The 17,696-nt window shown below is 45.4% G+C and carries 13 protein-coding genes; 12 read left to right on the top strand and 1 reads right to left on the bottom strand.

What is annotated here, in order from left to right:
* The first annotated feature begins 63 nt into the window (after positions 1-63).
* Positions 64-459: a VOC family protein gene (locus tag ACSQ8P_RS18115; protein ID WP_436236438.1), complete on the top strand. Its 396-nt coding sequence runs from the start codon at positions 64-66 to the stop codon at positions 457-459.
* Between the two features lie 51 nt (positions 460-510).
* On the top strand, positions 511-1,041 hold the full coding sequence (locus tag ACSQ8P_RS18110; protein ID WP_436236437.1) for a DinB family protein: 531 nt from the start codon (positions 511-513) through the stop codon (positions 1,039-1,041).
* A 339-nt stretch (positions 1,042-1,380) separates the two neighbouring features.
* Here the strand turns inward: ACSQ8P_RS18110 and ACSQ8P_RS18105 are convergent, their stop codons facing one another.
* Positions 1,381-2,049, bottom strand: a complete 669-nt coding sequence (locus tag ACSQ8P_RS18105; RefSeq protein WP_436236436.1) for an SIMPL domain-containing protein — start codon at positions 2,047-2,049, stop codon at positions 1,381-1,383.
* Positions 2,050-2,271: 222 nt separating this feature from the next.
* Here ACSQ8P_RS18105 and ACSQ8P_RS18100 point away from each other — a divergent pair, with 222 nt between their 5' ends.
* The 10 genes from ACSQ8P_RS18100 (at position 2,272) to ACSQ8P_RS18055 (ending at position 17,687) form a co-directional block, all read left to right on the top strand.
* Positions 2,272-3,249 carry an ABC transporter permease gene (locus ACSQ8P_RS18100; protein ID WP_436236435.1) on the top strand — a complete coding sequence of 326 codons (978 nt, stop codon included), beginning with the start codon at positions 2,272-2,274 and terminating at the stop codon, positions 3,247-3,249.
* Entirely contained in the window at positions 3,249-4,148 is a 900-nt protein-coding gene (locus ACSQ8P_RS18095) for a carbohydrate ABC transporter permease (RefSeq protein WP_436236434.1), read from the top strand. The genes ACSQ8P_RS18100 and ACSQ8P_RS18095 overlap by 1 nt, the downstream gene beginning before the upstream one ends.
* A gap of 64 nt (positions 4,149-4,212) precedes the next feature.
* Positions 4,213-5,811 carry an extracellular solute-binding protein gene (locus ACSQ8P_RS18090; RefSeq protein ID WP_436239547.1) on the top strand — a complete coding sequence of 533 codons (1,599 nt, stop codon included), beginning with the start codon at positions 4,213-4,215 and terminating at the stop codon, positions 5,809-5,811.
* 422 nt (positions 5,812-6,233) lie between these two features.
* Positions 6,234-10,805: an Ig-like domain-containing protein gene (locus ACSQ8P_RS18085; protein ID WP_436236433.1), complete on the top strand. Its 4,572-nt coding sequence runs from the start codon at positions 6,234-6,236 to the stop codon at positions 10,803-10,805.
* Positions 10,802-13,534 (top strand): discoidin domain-containing protein, encoded by a 2,733-nt coding sequence (locus ACSQ8P_RS18080; RefSeq protein WP_436236432.1) that lies wholly within the window; start codon positions 10,802-10,804, stop codon positions 13,532-13,534. The genes ACSQ8P_RS18085 and ACSQ8P_RS18080 overlap by 4 nt, the downstream gene beginning before the upstream one ends.
* Positions 13,535-13,621: 87 nt before the next feature.
* Positions 13,622-15,925, top strand: coding sequence for a helix-turn-helix domain-containing protein (locus tag ACSQ8P_RS18075; protein WP_436236431.1), 2,304 nt, complete (start codon positions 13,622-13,624; stop codon positions 15,923-15,925).
* A gap of 189 nt (positions 15,926-16,114) precedes the next feature.
* Positions 16,115-16,390, top strand: a complete 276-nt coding sequence (locus tag ACSQ8P_RS18070; RefSeq protein WP_436236430.1) for a hypothetical protein — start codon at positions 16,115-16,117, stop codon at positions 16,388-16,390.
* 147 nt (positions 16,391-16,537) lie between these two features.
* Entirely contained in the window at positions 16,538-16,879 is a 342-nt protein-coding gene (locus tag ACSQ8P_RS18065) for a molybdopterin cofactor-binding domain-containing protein (protein WP_436236429.1), read from the top strand.
* Positions 16,880-17,120: 241 nt separating this feature from the next.
* Positions 17,121-17,318, top strand: a complete 198-nt coding sequence (locus ACSQ8P_RS18060; RefSeq protein ID WP_436236428.1) for a hypothetical protein — start codon at positions 17,121-17,123, stop codon at positions 17,316-17,318.
* A 21-nt stretch (positions 17,319-17,339) separates the two neighbouring features.
* Positions 17,340-17,687 (top strand): ArsR/SmtB family transcription factor, encoded by a 348-nt coding sequence (locus tag ACSQ8P_RS18055; RefSeq protein ID WP_436236427.1) that lies wholly within the window; start codon positions 17,340-17,342, stop codon positions 17,685-17,687.
* Positions 17,688-17,696 lie beyond the last annotated feature (9 nt).

Below are 17,696 nucleotides of genomic sequence, written 5' to 3'. Positions count from 1 at the left end.
ATCAGGTACTTGTGAGAATGTGCTGATAAATTAATACCAATTTCTAAAGGAGAGTGTGTACAGATGAAGACTTTAGGATTGATGAATGTGGATGTTATTACGCTGTTTGTTGAGGATTTTCAGAAGGTAAAGGCATTCTATCAGGAAGTATTCGGACTTCAAGCCGTATATGAAGACGAAGTTTCTGCGGTTTTTAATTTCGGGAATATGAGCGTGAACCTCCTGAATATTTCCGAGTCATACGAATTGATGAAGCCGGGAACGATCGCAACAAGTGAATCCGGATCCCGCTTCCTGCTTACCATTCGGGTTGAAGACGTGAATGTGGTCTGTGCTGAATTGAAAAAACGCGGGGTTGCTCTGCTTAACGGTCCGATCGACCGGCCGTGGGGAGTGCGCACGATTTCATTCCTCGATCCTGCAGGACATGCATGGGAGATCGCGCAACAATTAGCATAGGTACTGAGTTTGAACGCAAAATCGGGATTCATCATAGAAAGGAGCAAATACATGAATTTTATTATGAAAGAAGCTATTGAGGTTCTGGAACGTACACCACAAGCATTGGAGTTTTTTTTATCTGGTATATCTGATACATGGTTGAAATGCAACGAAGGCGAAGGAACCTGGAATGTTTCTGAAGTAATTGAACACCTAATTGAGTTAGAGGAAGATACTTGGATACCAAGATTAGAATATATTCTTCAGGAAGGTGAAAGTAAACCATTTCCCTCATTTGATCGCTATTCTCATTTAAATGAAATTTCATCGATTGAACAAAAGTTAGTTGAATTTAAAAAGCTTAGAACACAAAATCTAACCAAACTTAAGGTTCTTATTGAAACTGAACTGAATCTTGAATTGACTGGTTTACACCCTAGATTAGGCATAGTGAAGATAAGAGAATTACTTTCTACCTGGGTTGTTCATGATTTAGCGCACATTGCTCAAATCGTACGGGTAATGGCCGAGAGATACAGGGCGGACATTGGGCCTTGGAAAGAATATATCGGTATATTGAAAAGTAATGTTGACGTGTAAAACACCATTTCTCTTCTAGCAACAGGGGCCTCCTTAGCAATGTCTACACCCACAATGGCCTTTGACCCTTAGCATATTTCCATGTACGGAGGCTTTCATTTTTTACAAAACTGAAATTTATCCATTTACAGGAGTTAAACGGCGAACGTTAGTTGAATAATCCACTTTAAAAGGCTGCCGAGTGCTGCCTTTTTGTGTTAATGGGAGTTTAATTGAAGTAATTATTTTCCAGTATATACTTAAGAAAACATAAGATTACCAATATAGCGGCAGTCTAGGACTCATTCGTCTATGGTTGCCGCTTTTATTATGCAATTTCTGATGTACGAGGCCAGTTTATTAAGCGAAAAAAAACCACGTCTGAATTTTCGCTTGAAACACAATCTGTCCAGGTTGGATTGGGGTGGCTGCGTTGGCCGCAAGTTTGGCAGCCATATAGGGGACTGGCTCCGAGGTTCGAGAAAGCTCCTTGACTTGGTAGGGGGTAGAAGCAAGCGTTGTCCCCAATGTATGCGTAATCGTCAATGCCTTCTGTCTTGCGTTATGAATGGCCAGCGATAATGCCTGAAATTCATACGATTCAGGTTGGATCATTGTAAATCGGATTCCGGTAACCTCATTGGCACCGTTGGCAACAGCAGTGTCAACGATATTTCCTGTTTGCGCTATTTTGTCATTAATGATCTGCAACAAATGAGTTACTTTATAGCCGGTAAAGATTTGTTTTCCATCCTTATAATCGTACTGGATATCAATTCGATAATCAGTCGTTTGTATTTTCTCGCGCGGAATGGCTAATTGGAGAAGTGATTGGATGACATTTGATATGACTTTAGAATTTTCGTTTTGAATTTTATTTAAATCGAGACCCTCTGTTACGGCCCCAAGCACAATTTCGGCACGATCGGGAGCAGCGGTCACAGTTCCCTCGCCTACAACTTCGACGGTGGAGGATTGGTTCAACTGTGAAGAAGAAGCAGGCCTGTAAAATGGCGGATAAGCATACATAAAGGAGCTCCTTTCTAATTAAGGACACTATTTTAATGTATGAATCAGCAAGACTTATATGTGTCACCTTAGAAAAATGAACCTAGTTTAAGTAAGGTGACATGGTAATTATTAAGAAAAGACAGCAGAGCAAAACGTGTCTATTTGCAAGTAAGCAACGGCAGGATACGATGATATTGCCGGTACAACAGCTGGCTCACAATTGGAAAGGGTGAACACAACATGGAGGAAAGAGGGACGGTAGTAATTAAGAAGCGAAGCCAGCGGAAGCCAATTTCAACCAAGCCGATTCCTTCGACATTTCGAGGCCGGTTGATACGGGATAAACATTTGTATCTAATGCTTCTTCCAGTGATTGGATTTTATCTATTATTTAAATATGCTCCGATGGCTGGCGAGATTATTGCCTTCAAGGATTACCGATTCGCCGATGGTATCTTCGGCAGCAAGTGGGTAGGGCTCAAACACTTTTCAAGCCTGTTCCAAAGCATCGATTTCTGGAGAGTATTAAGAAATACATTGCTACTCAATGTGTACAGCCTTGTTTTTGGATTTCCGGTACCCATACTACTCGCGCTTCTTCTTAATGAAGTACGTAAGGAATGGTACAAACGGACCGTTCAAAATCTGCTCTACTTGCCTCATTTCATTTCTTGGGTTGTTCTTGGAGGCATCTTCATTGCTATGCTTTCACCAAGCACGGGTGTTGTCAATATGGTGCTGACGAAGGTATTTGGCATCGAACCTATATATTTCATGGCTAGCTCTAGCTGGTGGCCTGTTGCTTACACGTTATCAGGCATATGGCGGGAAGCGGGCTGGGGCACGATTCTATATCTGGCTGCCATGGCGTCGATTGATCCACAGCTATACGAGGCAGCCAAGATGGACGGCGCATCGAAACTGCGTCAGATTTGGCATATTACTTTACCGGGCATACGCAGCACAATTGCTATATTGCTTGTTCTACGAATGGGGCACATGATGGATGTGGGTCTTGAGCAGACACTGGTCCTCCAGAATATGTCTGTCTTGGATGTTGCGGATGTCATTAGTACATACGTGTACCGTGTCGGTTTACAGAATATGAACTACAGCTATACGACGGCCTTAGGGTTGTTCCAATCCGCCGTTGGCTTGATACTGGTCGTAGGCGTAAACAGATTGACTCGAGCGTTCGGAGAACGGGGGTTATGGTAGTGAAGCAAAGTTTATATAGAAAGCAAACCCCTTTATCCCGTATAGGGACGTCAGCTAATTATGCGATACTTGGCGTTCTTTCGTTAATTGCTTTATACCCGTTCTGGTATGAGGTTGTATCCTCCTTCAGCAGCAGTAGAGCTATTACAGCGGGCGAGGTAACATGGTTGCCGGTCGAATTCAATACAGAGGCTTATAAACGCCTTTTCCAGGATGGGCAGCTCTTTGTTGCGATGTGGAATACGGTGCTGGTAACCATAGTCGGCACAGTGCTCAATATGACACTTACTTTACTGGCTGCATACCCGCTTTCCAGACGAAGACTAATGGGACGTAATGGACTGCTCATTTTCATCACCTTCACTATGCTGTTCGTGTCGGGTGTAATTCCGAATTTTATCCTAGTTAAATCATTAGGACTTATGGATACCTATTGGGCGTTGTGGCTTCCCTCACTAATCAGTACGTACAATATGTTTGTGATGAAAACGTTCATGGAGGGTTTGCCGGAAGAAGTGGAGGAATCCGCTTCTATCGACGGCGCTGGGGATTGGCGGATATTAGTTCAAATTATTTTACCATTATGTAAACCGATCATAGCGGCTATCTCACTCTTTTATGCGGTAGGCTGGTGGAATTCATACTTTAATGTATTGCTCTACGTTACCAAAACAACCAAGCAAACCTTAACGCTAAAGCTCTATCAAATGATCCTGCAGGTTGATCAGAATCTACTAGATCATGCATCCGGCAGCGAGGGTGTTGCGGAGATGACGCTTACTCCCGAAGGGATTAAAGCGGCGGCAATTGTCATTGCAGTCACGCCTATTCTGATTGTGTACCCGTTTTTGCAAAAGCATTTTGTCAAAGGTGTCTTGATTGGATCAGTCAAAGGCTGATATCTTGGGGCTAATAGTCCTTGATATATACCACACAATATTTAGGGGGATGGAACCATTGAAAATGACTAAACATACATGGAAACCAGTTCTTGCAGCAAGTATGTCATTAGCCGTACTAGCAGCTTGCAGTACGAATACAACAACAGAGGGGGCCAGTTCAGCACAGCCTCAAGGAAGTGCAGCTCCTACGGCAAAAGCGGCCGGTCCGAAGAAAGAAATCAGTATTTCTGCTTTTGATCGTGGAACAGTTGCATCAGAGGAGGGCAGCTACGAGAGCAATCGTTGGACAAAGTGGATGAATGAGAATTCGCCGGCTAAGATAAGTTGGGTTCCCGTACCACGTGCACAGGCTCAACAAAAGCTGAGTACCCTGGTGGCTTCCGGAAGCGCCCCTGATCTCATTTGGGAATATGACCGCAACTATATTGCGCAATTGGCTAACCAAGGGGCTATACAACCGATAGATAGTTTTATCGAGAAGTATAGCACAACTATGAAGAAGTATCTGCAGGAGCATCCTGAGCTCAAATCAGCATCGACGATTAACGGCAAAATGTATGCGGTCACCAGCAGCCGAAGCATAGAGGGAATTGCCAACCATGGGATGTGGATTCGTCAGGATTGGCTGGATAAGTTGGGCTTGAAGACACCAACGACAACGGAAGAATTGATCGAGGTGGCCAAGAAGTTTAAGGAAGCAGATCCAGACGGAAATGGTAAAGCTGATACAGTGCCTATTGTGTTTAATGGGAACGGTGTGCAAATCATTCGATCACTCTTTTCCGTGAATGAGAATCAATGGTATTTGGAAGAGGGCAAGCTCAAGTTTGGCAGAACGTTGGATCGTTACAAGGATTCTATTTCTTATCAGAAAACATTATTCGATCAAGGTTTGCTAGATAAGGAATATATCACGGATAGCAACTTCCAACGCGCTCGTCAAATGTGGACGACTGGCAAAGCAGGTATTTATTTTAGTTCATGGAATATGCAAAACGAATATATGGATCTTAAGAAAAATGTACCCGATGCCAAGATGGTTCCTTTAGAGCCAGTAGCTAGTAAGTATGGGAAAACGGGATTATATCAAGAGCTTCCGGCAAATATTTTGGTAGCCTTTAACAGCAAGATGAAAGAGGATAAAATCGAATCCGCGGTTAAATTCCTCGATTGGATGATGGATAAAGGGGATATGGCGATGAAATATGGCGAGGAAAATGTCCATTACAAGCTAATAGACGGCAAGATCCCGCAAGTCATTGATGCGGACAAATCTCGTAAGGAAGTTGGCTACGCTGCTGAGTATGCGATTGTAACCGATTATAGCCTGAAATCCGAATGGTTCCCAATCATGGCTGCTCAGGATCCACTCTCCCAGGAATATGCCAAATTGAAAACGCAGTCGCTAGATGTAGCACTCAAAAACAAATACCGCAGGGACATCGCCTTTAGCCCAGATATTCCGGAAGTAAGCCAACTGATCGCCACGTTCCATCCGATTGCTACGCAAATTGAGGTGAAAGCCGTAACCGGAGGAAGTGCATCAACCCCAGAAGCAGCATTGGATGAGGCTCGTAAAGAGTGGAAGCGTCTTGGCGGAGATAATGTGGAGAAGCTTGCACAAGAGTGGTATGAGAAGAACAAAGAGTTCTTGAAATAATCATTGCACCCATCGTGCAGACGGCTCACAGCAACAATTGTCGATTTTCTTGAAGCCAAATAACAAACATCCGAACTAGCGGACGCAAAAAAGGAAGGAGCTCGCCAAATAAATGGCGGTCTCCTTCTCTTGTCTCGGTATACTTTTTTCCTTTCTTGGAAGTGACCTATTCATGGATCAAGTTACATCTTTTAAGACATTGGTATTTGTGTCGTTGAATTGCAAGCATGCAGCGTTGGATCGAAAGAAATGCCACGTCCGACAAAAACTGTCTGTTGTGATTTCAACTGAATTTGATAAGGTTATACTCATCATTCGATAGAACCTAAGAAAGGGTGGAGGTGAGAGAACGTGTGACTTCATTGCATGCCATAAATCGATTAGCTAGCCAGACTTTTCAATAGGGAGAAGGGAGTTCTGTGATGCTTAATAAAGTATGTCCCATGATCTTAGTCATGTTATTGTTTATTCAAACCATAGGTATGGCATCCACTGTCGCACCTATCGCGCATGCGGCTGAGTCGGATGTGCCAAAGGTACTGAGTGGTAATACATTAGGTCAGTTGTTTCCGGAAAATACACCGGTTATGGATACTGGAGCTATATATAATTGGCAGCGGGAAGGGATTTATGCGTCGGATCCCGGACTTTTCGCTGCAGATCCTAGCGATGCGGCTCACATGACGGACGGTTCTGTAAGCGTTATCACGTCAACCTACAGCCAATCAGGAGCAGCTCACGGAACGCTGGTCTATGACCTGCGAGCCGTATACCGCGTATCCGCCCTGCAAGTTTGGTCCGAATTCTCGGGAGCAAGCGGTTTAAAGCAGATTGAAATTTTTGCAAGTATCGACGGTGTGAATTATAACCGCGTTGCAGTTACCGAAAGCACATACGGAGATGACGCAGGTATTGTTCCGGTGACCAGCAGCATCAAGCCTGTCCCATATGCCAGATATGTGAAGGTTATCCTACACAAAAATCCTTCTAAGCTCAAGATGAGCATAGGAGAAGTGGCGATATGGGGTGACGCTGCGGAAGCGCCGGCGATTTTAAGCAATAACCAATTAAAAGTTGGAGGTCACTATGCCATAGGGCTTCCAAAGCTGGATACAAAGGCAACATATAAATGGAGCACGGAACAGCCTTTTGTGACACAAGCTGGTTTAATGACGAGTGACAATGAAGTCGGAGCGAAGAATGATGGCAGCGTCAGCGGTTTGCCTGATCTAATCGACGGTTCGAGCACAGAGGAAACGGCAGATACGGTAGCCAGTATGGCAGCAGGCTCCCTAGGGCAATACGGAACGGTAACTTTTACATTAAATGATATGTATCAGATCGGGAATATTGATGTGTGGTCCAAAGCGGACAGCGGTAACTTCATGGACGGCTATGAGGTACTGTTAAGCGTCGATAATGTTAACTATTTCTCCAGCGGATACACCGCCAATCCTAACAGCCGATATGAAAGTGGCATGGTCAATACCCCTTCCTACGGCATCCCCGGCAAGCATGCGAAATATGTAAGAATCGTGATGCACAATGCTAACGACTCTGACCGACTAATTGCGGGGGAGATCGCAATCTGGGGCTGGAAGCTGTATGATGCGACGCTTGCCAAGAAAGACACCCCGGATCAGGTCGAATTCACGACCTATGTGAAAAATTACAACACGTTGTATCTGGATTGGTCTGCGTATAATGCCGTAGTTAACAAGGTCAACAAATACAGCATCTACATTCGGAAGAGCGACTTTACAACAACAAACCAGCTTTCTGCTCATGTGACAGCCGATAACGGATCTGTCGAACAGAAGGGGAAATTTCTGCTTATATCTTCTTTGGAGCCAGAGACGACTTATTACATTGCGATAACTCCGACGAGCACTGCTACGGGCGAACGCAAGGATGTCAAAACGGTCACAATTACCACACCGAGCGTACTTGGCGGGGAGAAGGTCGGGGACATCTTCGCTATTAACGATACGCCTTATGGCGGGGGTAACTATGTTCAGCACGGGAGTAAAGAAGATGAGAACATCATCCGCAAGCTTATTCTGACGAGAAGCATCGAAGGGATTAACTTCAACCGTTGGTGGGTCCATGATTCTTGGGTCAAAGCGTTCTCCAATAAATACGGGGTTGGGTTCCATACGTTCTACCATGGTCCTCAAGATGTACCGATGGAAAACAAACAAGGAACTTGGTCCTTCTCCACGGTGAATGAACCTGACTTAAAGGGCACTAATCCTTCTGCACTGGCCTTGCAGTTTAAACAAAACCACGAGAACCTGAAGGCAGTGGATCGTCGAAATTTACTGGTCGAGCCTGCTCTTGGCGGAACTGAGCCGTCAAGTATGACTTGGCTTGAGAACTTATACAAATCAGACGGGCTTAATGGGGCTTTAGTGAAAACCTATTTTGACGTACTTGATGTTCACCCCTATGTAAAAAACCATGAAGGCAGCTTACCTGGACTCATTCCAGGTGCGCCGGAAATGCTGATTAAGAAAATTGAAGACATCCAAGCACTGAAAGCCAAATATGGCGATCAAGAGAAGCCGATTATCTTCACGGAGCTAGGATGGAGTACTTATACCGGAAGCAGTTATCTTCGTCCAGTGAACCTAATCACACAGCGCAACTATTTGGCTAGAGCTTATATGCATGCGATTGCTGGTGGGATAAAGAGAATGCATTGGTACGATTTTCAGGATGACGGACTCGATGCAACTAATCTAGAACATAATCTGGGACTCATCGACTGGAACGGCATTCCGAAACCAAGTTATTATGCTTACTATACGATGTCTAAGGTACTGAAAGACGCCAAATATGTAGGAGTTAAGCGCAACGTTGAACATCCCTACTATGGTTATGAATATTGGCATGAAGGTAAGAATCAGTACATCACATCGCTCTGGACGGCGGATGAGTCTACCAAAACAGCGACCTTCAAAACGAAGGACGCCTGGGTTACCGTTGTGGGTATTGACGGAAGCTATACCTATCTGCCGGTCAGCGATGGCAGCGCAAGCTTAACGATTAATGGTGCTCCTGTCTTTATTTACTCTAGCAGTGGCCTAGAAATTTCGTCCATTGATGATTCCTTTGTATTAAAGACTCCTTCCGTCGATATTAGACGCGGAGAGGTTATTCATACCGCGATCAACAGATTTGGTATGGGTGTGGCGTTGGATGGAAGGTTGGAGCTAATCGGTCCATCTGCTGATTGGAAGCTGGAAGGCGACATGAACTTTACAGCGGGAACAACTGCCATTCCAATTGCTATTCCCGTTCCGCTTAACGCGGAAGAGAAGGTCCAGGAGCTTACACTCCAAGTGATCTCGGGCAATTCGCTGATCTCGTCTGTGAAATTAAAAGCCAATGTGCTGGAAACAATCAAAGTCCGTATGGTGCCTGAGATTGCTATACCTGGGCAATGGGACCGATGGAATGCGGCAATTTATGTGGAGAATGCGACTCAGGACAAAGAGCTTAACGGTACGATAAGTGTTACCGAGGCTGTCTATTTGGTCTTAGGACAAAACGGACCGATTGCTTTCAATGGGCTCTTGCCCGGGGAAATCAAGAAAATAACGATTCCGATCACTGTGCTTCCAGAGCTAGCGAGAGCCAAGTTAAAGCTCACGGTAGAGCTGGATAGCGGATTTACGAAGCTCGTGGAGAGACCATTTAACTTTGTTGCAGCTGTGAACGACCAGACTGCGCCGATCATGGATGGCAAGTTGATAGAGGCAAGCTGGCATAATGGCATGCCTATCGTCATCAACCGAGCGGATCAGAATAAGAACATCGCCAATTGGGGCGGTGAGCTGGATTTGAGTGGTAAGGGCTATCTGAAGTGGGACCGTAATCATCTTTACTTCGGTATGGAAGTTCAAGATAATATCCATGTTCAAAAAGGAACTGGCGGCGACATGTGGCAGGGGGATAGCATACAGTTTTCCATTGATACAGGAAGAATAAACGGCATTGGCAGCGCGGAAAACAACGAGTTCGGTATCGCGCTAGGAGAACAAGGTCCGATGGTATGGAGATGGTTGTCAGCTAACGGCAATCCGACAGGGGAGATGACGACTGTGCAAGGCGTGGTTACTCGCAGCGGCAACACGACCACTTATGAGCTTGCAATCCCGTGGTCAGAACTGCTGTCTGAAGGCCAATCGCCACAGGACAAAGACATTTTCGGGTTTTCCATGTTGATTAATGAGAATGACGGAACTACTAGACGTGGTTGGCTTGAATACATGAGCGGGATTGGTTCCAGCAAAAATACGCAATTGTTTGAAGATTTGATTTTCACCGAAATCGCTGCGCCAGAAGTTCGGGTGACAGGGGTTACAATGGATCCAATGACGGCATCATTGAATCTGGGAGAAACGACCGTCCTGAATGCGACGCTTCTTCCTGGTAACTCAACCAACAAACAGGTGCGCTTTACATCGAGTGATCCAGCTGTGGCAAGCGTAGTCCAAGAGGTCTATGGTCTGCAAGCAATCGTAACTGGTATGTCAGCGGGAACGGCAACGATTACCGTGACGACAGACGATGGGAGCTATATGGCGAACAGTACCGTGACAATCAAGGCGCCTGTAACAGACGGGAAAGTGCGAGTAACGGGAGTTACAATGAACCGGTCGACCGTAAATTTAAAAGAGGGTCAAGCGATTTCCTTGAATGCAAAAGTCCAACCAAGCAATTCAAGCAACAGGAAGGTCCGCTTCACATCGAGCAACCCGGAGGTTGTAAGTGTTGCTCAAGAGGTCAACAAGCAGCATGCAACCATTACTGGCGTGTCAGCAGGTACGGCGACGATTACCGTTACAACAGATGATGGCAGTTATACGGCGAGCAGTATAGTAACCGTCAAGGCACGTTCAAAAGGTGATGACATGCCTTCTGAAGCTGCTTCTGACGAAGCTACTCCGATTCTGTACAACACATTCCAGAGAGGAGCTTTGCCATGAGATTTATGAAAAATAGCGGTTCTCTTGTTGCATTTGTCATTCTACTCGGCTTGCTTTTCGTTCTTATCCCATTGGAAAATCATACTGTTAAAGCAGCAACAGGTGAGAAGCTACTCAGCGGAAATGTGATCGGAGGAGCACTCTTTCCTGAGGGTACAGCAGCTATTGCTACGGGAGCAACCTATACCTGGTTGACAGAAGGGATACATGCGACGGATCCAGCACTGATCGCTTCAGATGACACCAGTGCACCGGATATGACCGATGGGAATAACGGTCCTGACGACAATTCAAGCAGTACAACGGGGAGCGCGGAAGGCTCAGCCGTGTACGGAACGCTTATTTACGACTTGAAATCCGTCTATAAAGTATCAACGGTGAAGGTATGGGCCGATACGGATAATAACAGCCAAATGAGGAATATCGAGGTGTATGCCAGCTTCGACGGAGTGACCTACAACCGGGTGGGAGCTGCAGACAATGCGAATGCGCTAGGCTCAGGTTATGCCCCCGTTACGCTTGCCGTCAAGCCTGCCGTTTATGCCCAATATATCAAAGTCATTATGCATAAGGATCTAGCCAAGGAAGTCGTGAGGTTGGGGGAAACCGCTGTTTACGGCGATGCTACGGAGCCGATGGCCATCTTGAGCAATAACTATTTAAGGTCTTCCAACTATTTGTATAATACGTCCCTTCCCAAAATTGCGACCAACGCATCCTATGAGTGGTTGACCGATCAACCGTTCGTTACAGATGGGGATTTAATCAAATACGATAACGATGGCTCCAAGAATGACACGGTTGGAGGAGCACCAGACTTAATCGACGGTTCCAGCAAAGAATCCGACGCTGCTTCTACGACCAACTCGATCTGGGGTTCGAAAGGGAAGTTTGGTGCTGTTGTTTTCAACTTGAACGATGTGTATCAAATCGGGAAAATTGATGTATGGACATTGGCATCTGGCGGCAATAAATTCATGGACGGGTATGAGGTTCTCGTTAGTACGGACGGCGTGAATTATACGTCACTCGGTTATACGCCTAATACGAGCAGCCGGACAGCGAATGTGATCGTGAATACACCGGGCTACGGCGTTCCAGGCAAACATGCGAAATACGTCAAAATTATTATGCATAATGCGAATAATTCGGAGATCCTAACGGTTGGAGAAGTGGCAATTTGGGGCTGGAAACTGTACGACTCTACGCTCCCTAAAAAGACGACGCCTGATCAAGTTGAGTTTACTGCGGAACTCAAAAATTACAGCACGCTATATCTGGACTGGTCCAACTATAACAGCGTCGTCAACAATGTGACCAAATATGGCGTATATCTTGAGACCACTCCTTTTGCGAGTACGGCAGGGTTGACGCCAAAGTTCACGGCTGAGGCCAAGTCGCTTGAACAGATCGGTAAATACTTATCCTATTTCGCTCTAAAGCCGGAAACCATCTATTATGTAGCCGTAACTCCCTTCCATTCAACCGGTGGAGAGAGGAAAGATGTTGAGACGTTGACAATTACCACGCCATCTGTTCTTGGAGGGGAGAAGGTCGGCGATATATTTGCCATCAACGATGCCCCATACGGTGGAGGGAACTATATGCACCATGGTGAGACGGAAGATGTGTTCCTGATGACGAAATTGCGTCTTCTAAGAGAACTTGGAGGAATCAATAAGAACAGATGGTGGGATCACAGCAGCGCAATGAAGACGTTGTATGGCAAAAGCGGACTAAATTTCCATTACTTTTATCATGGCCCAGGCAATGTACAGTCCGATAATAATGGGGGCGCCTATACGTTCTCTACTTACAATGAACCTGATCTCGCCAAAAGAGATCCGGCTGCAGCTGCTGCTGCGCTCAAGGTAAACCATGACAGCTTGAAAGCTGTCAGCAGCAAGAGCTTACTTGTTGAGCCAGCTCTCGGAGGCATTGATCGATTAAAAGCGGATGAGGGCTTAAATTGGCTGGATGCCTTGTATAATTCCGATGGACAGAATGGCGCATTGGTGAAAACATATTTTGACGTCATGGATGTCCATCCTTACGTTAAATATGAGTATCCTGCTGTTCCAGGGCTGGAACAAGGCGCACCTGAAAAGCTGCTCCAATCATTTCAGGAATTGAAAACCGTCATGGCCAGCCATGGTGATGGAGAAAAGCCAATCGTAGTTACCGAGCTAGGCTGGAGTACTTATACAGGCGGAAGCTACCTGAAAACGGTGGATAGATCCACCCAAAGAAATTACTTAGCTAGAGCTTACATGCACGCAATCGCAAACGGAATCCGGACGATGCACTGGTATGATTTTGCCGATGACGGTACAGAGACCAACAATTTGGAGCATAACCTAGGACTGATCGACTGGAACGGTAAACCCAAAGAGAGCTATTACGGTTACTACACGTTGATTAGGGTTCTTAAGGACTCGACATATTTGGGGGTTGTATCGAATGTGGCCAATCCTTATTATGGGTATCAATTCTGGGACGAAAATAAGAACAAGTACATCACATCGATATGGGATGCGAGCTGGAAAACGACAAGCAGCACTTCCCGAACGGCCTTAATTGCGACATCTGATCCAGGTGTAGCGATTGTTGGCATTGATGGGAGCTACAAGTATATGCCTGCCGTATCAGGAGTTGTAAGCGTGCCTCTAACTGGAGCGCCAGTGTTTATCTACTCCCTTGCCGGCGTAACTGTAAATTCCATCAACTGATAGGAAATCCATATTTCCCCTCTCGGACAGTCGTGTTAATGGTACAATAGGAACAAAACAATGCGACCGAACGGAGGTCCACCAGCCATGAGAACCAGCATATCCGGAAAAGCCATGATCATATATGGTATTGTATTCCTCTTCATCATCACCCTGACCTTCTGGTTGTCCTACACAGGTACTGTGGGCAGGCTGCAGAAGGACTTAGAGGATGCTAATCTTGCACTGCTGAAGCAGGTTGATTCCAAGGTAGAGGCTGCCTTTCGCCAGACGGAGAAGGATCTGCTTTCCATGGCCGAAGGGCTGGAGTTTGTTTATTTTATGAATAACAGCTACAGTGATGACGGACACAGATACAGCATCTACTATACTTTGACAACTAGGTTGAAGGAATTTATTTGGAATAATCCCAATTATTCTTCGGTATTTGCGTACTCACATGTCAGTGGTGATTTAATGACGGAGGAAACCTATTTAAAGCAAGCATCGTCAGAGTTCAATTGGTTGGCACAGTACCTAAATATGCCTGAATATTTTAAGTGGTTATCGACTCAGAAGGTATGGGATGGCCATGAGACCCAAGATGTGATTACCTTGGTCCGCAGCTTTCCTAGCCTCAGCAGTCCTGGCTTCAGGAAGGGTCTCATGGCTATTAGCATCAAAGAAGCTCAGTTGTTTCAGATGATAAAAACGATTTATGAGGATGGCCACGGTGGTCAATTTTTCATTCTGGATGGGGAAGGGAATGTCGTCACTCATGACGATAAGAACCAGCTTTACCGCAATATGAAGTCGCTACCGTATGTACAGACGATATTAAAGGATCCAAGCAGCGGAGCTCTCAACGTCAAGTTGGACGGGATTCGAGAGTCAGTCTTTTACCGGACTAGCGGGTATACAGGTTGGAAATTTGTCAGTATAATGCCAGAGTCTGCTGTATTTGAGCCGATCAAGGTAACACGTAATCTGCTGCTCACCTTTGCCGTCGTGATGTTCATTTTAGCATTGGCCGCATTATTTTATGTGAATCGTTGGACCTTTAAGCCGCTGGATCGTTTGGCGGGTAAGCTGTCTGGCGTGAACAAGCGTAGGGGGCAGGGCGAAGAGAGTATTGGACTCAGAAACCTTGAACATATATTCGATGAGATGGTTACGGACCGTGAGCATTTGGAGCAGCATGTCAGGGATTCGAAGCCAATGCTCAAGTGGAAGATTATGATGGATGTATTAAACGGCAACCGTTCCGATTTCCATGCGATGTATCATCATTTGGAATTTTTGGGGATTCACATGTATTCCGAGCGCTTTATCGTTTGTACAGCCGAGATTGGCAAGGAAGGTGAACAGCTTGCTCCACGGGACGAAACGTTGTATACCTATATGTTTTGCAATGTCGCAGAGGAGATGATTCGAACCGAACACGCAGGTTTGGCTATCGATCTAGGAGGTGGCCAGGCGGCTGTCCTTCTCAGCTTCGCGGAAGGCGATGCGGAGCAAAATCATTTGAGAACATTAGTCATACTTGAACTGATCCTTGATATCATGAAAAGACAGTTTGGTTTAACGGTAACGGTCGGAGTCGGTAAATGCCGCAGGGAAATGAAGGAAATTCCGAGCTCCTTTGATGAATCTCAGAAGGCGCTTCATTACAAAATGATCTTCGGCAAGCATTCGGTCATATCGGTAGACGACTTACAGCCGCCAGACCGACAGGATTATTATAAGCTCAGTCGGATGATCGATCCGGTGATGGAAGCCATGAGACAAACAGATCGCGTCAAGATGCTCGCGTACTTATCGGATACATTCCGTGAAGCGGTTGAGAGCAATCTTCCTCCGGAGCTAATTAGGCAGCTGTGCTATGACCTTGTGATGAAGTCTCTACAAACCGTCAAATCCATTGGGATTGAGCCGGAAATATCGATGGGTCCGCTAAGCAACTTCTATGACCGAATCGGGAAATGTGAGAACTGGAAGGATGCGGAACGGCTAGTCGGAGATACTCTCGAGGGCTTGGCATCACAAATTGAGGAAAAGCGCAATCAACGTGGGAAAAATGAGACGATCGAGCGAATGCTGGACTATATTCGAGAGCATTATCAGGAATATGATCTGTCCTTAGACCGGTTGGCTGACATGTTTCATCTCACTCCGCCTTACATCAGCAGACTGTTTAAGGATCACACGGAAAGCAATTTTATCGATTACATGATCGAGATTCGCATTAAAGCTGCCATGGAGCTTTTGAGGGATAAGTCCATTAAAGTAAATGACGTTTCGGGAGCGGTCGGATATGCAAATACGAGAAGCTTCCTGCGCACCTTCAAAAAATATACAGGCTTAACTCCGACGGAATATCGGGAACACATGTCCAAACCTATCTCGTCGTAAGTCGCAAATAACGGGTATCACCTGCCAACTGGCTGGGATACCCGTTTGTTTATATACGTGCGGAACGAATTAGCACAAGGCTCCTCCGCTATGGAGTCTTTTTTGTGGTGTAGCCAATAAGTAGAAGTATAGGACAACCTTTTTCAATATAAGATGTACAATGACGATTGGAAAAGGGGGGAGTGAAGCTTGACCGTCATTGGCAAAGCGATTCCGCGAGTTGAATCGAAAGATAAAGTGACAGGAGTTGCTCGATATACGAATGATACGCAATCTCCTGGTCAATTGCATGGCTGGCTGGTGACAAGTCCCCATGCACATGCCCGGATTCAATATATTGATTACTCTGCAGCACTCCAAATAACCGGTGTTCACGCCGTTGTTACGGGGGCTGATCACTCCGTGCTTGTCGGCAGTGTGCTCGCCGATCGGCCACCGCTAGCAAAAGGCAAAGTTCGATATTAGGGCGAACCCTATGCCGTTGTTGTAGCGGATGACGAGCATATTGCCAAGGAAGCAGCAAGGCTAATTCGAACTGGCTTCGAGCCGCTCCCTGTCGTTAATTCGCCTAGCAGCGCGCTGCGGACCGGAGCACCGTTAATTCATGAGAATTTGGCAAGCTATCAAAAGACGAATGAGGTTTATCCTGTACCGGGGACCAATATCGGAAATCACTTAAAAATACGAAAAGGTGACATGCAAGCCGGCTGGGCATTGAGCGAAGTGACGGTTGAAGGCAGTTACGCTTTCAATACGTCGGACCATTGCGCGATGGAACCGCGCTGCGCCATTGTAGAAGCAAAGCCAGACGGTACGGTAGAAATTGAGACGTCGACACAGGACCCTTTTACGATGAAACGATTTTTTCAGCTTTTTTTTGGAATTGACCAATCTAAAGTCATTGTTCGCGTATCTCTGGTCGGGGGTGTATTCGGGGGGAAAGGATCTCCGTAGCATGAAGGGTGACGCCTGAATTGCTGTTACCTCTAAACCTACTTATCTGCATCAAGAGTTGGCTGCCGACAGCAAAGGATCGGCAGCTTTTCTCAGTTAACGGGAAAATTAGATTAGTTATGACGCCATTGATAAATCAATTTTTTTTGATTAAACAATTGACCTTTTAAGAAAAAGATGGTAAATTGAAATCATTAAGTTAAATCAAAAAAAATTGATTAATTATTATGGGGGTGTTAAAATGAATATGAATTATTATTCAATTGAGAGCCAGATGCTTCAACGCAAATCAGAAATTGAAAAAGCTGCCGTCACAGCATGGCAAATAAGCCATGAGAGAAAACATCGCCAAATGCTGAAAGATGCTATTTCTGGACTTAAAGCTTTGACTAACAGTACTCGTAAACAAACTCAAACAGCATGTTGCAGCTGCTGCTAATATCTAAAGAAGGTGTAGACAATGATCAAAGAAATACCGATTACATCAGTAAATGAGCCAATTGTATCCTTAAAAGAATATGAATCAAAATTCAAAGCACTTGCCGATGAGAAGCGTTTACAAATCATGTATGAACTTACTCAGCGCGGTAACACCTGTGTGTGTGATCTTACTGAAATTGTAGATATGCCTCAATCCAAACTATCTTATCATTTGAAAATTCTGTTGGATGCAGGGATGATTACAAAGGAAACACGCGGTACTTGGAGTTACTACGAAATAAATCAAACTGAAGTAAGTCGAATCCTTTCTGAGCAATTGTGCTGTATTTTTAAACCTGCTCGGAATGACGGCAAAGATTGTTGCTAAATTTTTTTT

This window comes from Paenibacillus sp. LjRoot153 (assembly GCF_964253085.1).
Classification (GTDB): Bacteria; Bacillota; Bacilli; order Paenibacillales; family NBRC-103111; genus Paenibacillus_E.
This window is presented reverse-complemented; position numbering and strand designations above follow the sequence as displayed.

Bases quoted from the DNA above. Each gene is read 5' to 3' on its own strand.
- ACSQ8P_RS18085 (WP_436236433.1), top strand. From the start codon at position 6,234: ATGCTTAATAAAGTATGTCCCATGATCTTAGTCATGTTATTGTTTATT.
- ACSQ8P_RS18110 (WP_436236437.1), top strand. From the start codon at position 511: ATGAATTTTATTATGAAAGAAGCTATTGAGGTTCTGGAACGTACACCA.
- ACSQ8P_RS18055 (WP_436236427.1), top strand. From the start codon at position 17,340: ATGATCAAAGAAATACCGATTACATCAGTAAATGAGCCAATTGTATCC.
- ACSQ8P_RS18075 (WP_436236431.1), top strand. From the start codon at position 13,622: ATGAGAACCAGCATATCCGGAAAAGCCATGATCATATATGGTATTGTA.
- ACSQ8P_RS18100 (WP_436236435.1), top strand. From the start codon at position 2,272: ATGGAGGAAAGAGGGACGGTAGTAATTAAGAAGCGAAGCCAGCGGAAG.
- ACSQ8P_RS18060 (WP_436236428.1), top strand. From the start codon at position 17,121: ATGAATATGAATTATTATTCAATTGAGAGCCAGATGCTTCAACGCAAA.
- ACSQ8P_RS18080 (WP_436236432.1), top strand. From the start codon at position 10,802: ATGAGATTTATGAAAAATAGCGGTTCTCTTGTTGCATTTGTCATTCTA.
- ACSQ8P_RS18090 (WP_436239547.1), top strand. From the start codon at position 4,213: ATGACTAAACATACATGGAAACCAGTTCTTGCAGCAAGTATGTCATTA.
- ACSQ8P_RS18105 (WP_436236436.1), bottom strand. From the start codon at position 2,049: ATGTATGCTTATCCGCCATTTTACAGGCCTGCTTCTTCTTCACAGTTG.
- ACSQ8P_RS18115 (WP_436236438.1), top strand. From the start codon at position 64: ATGAAGACTTTAGGATTGATGAATGTGGATGTTATTACGCTGTTTGTT.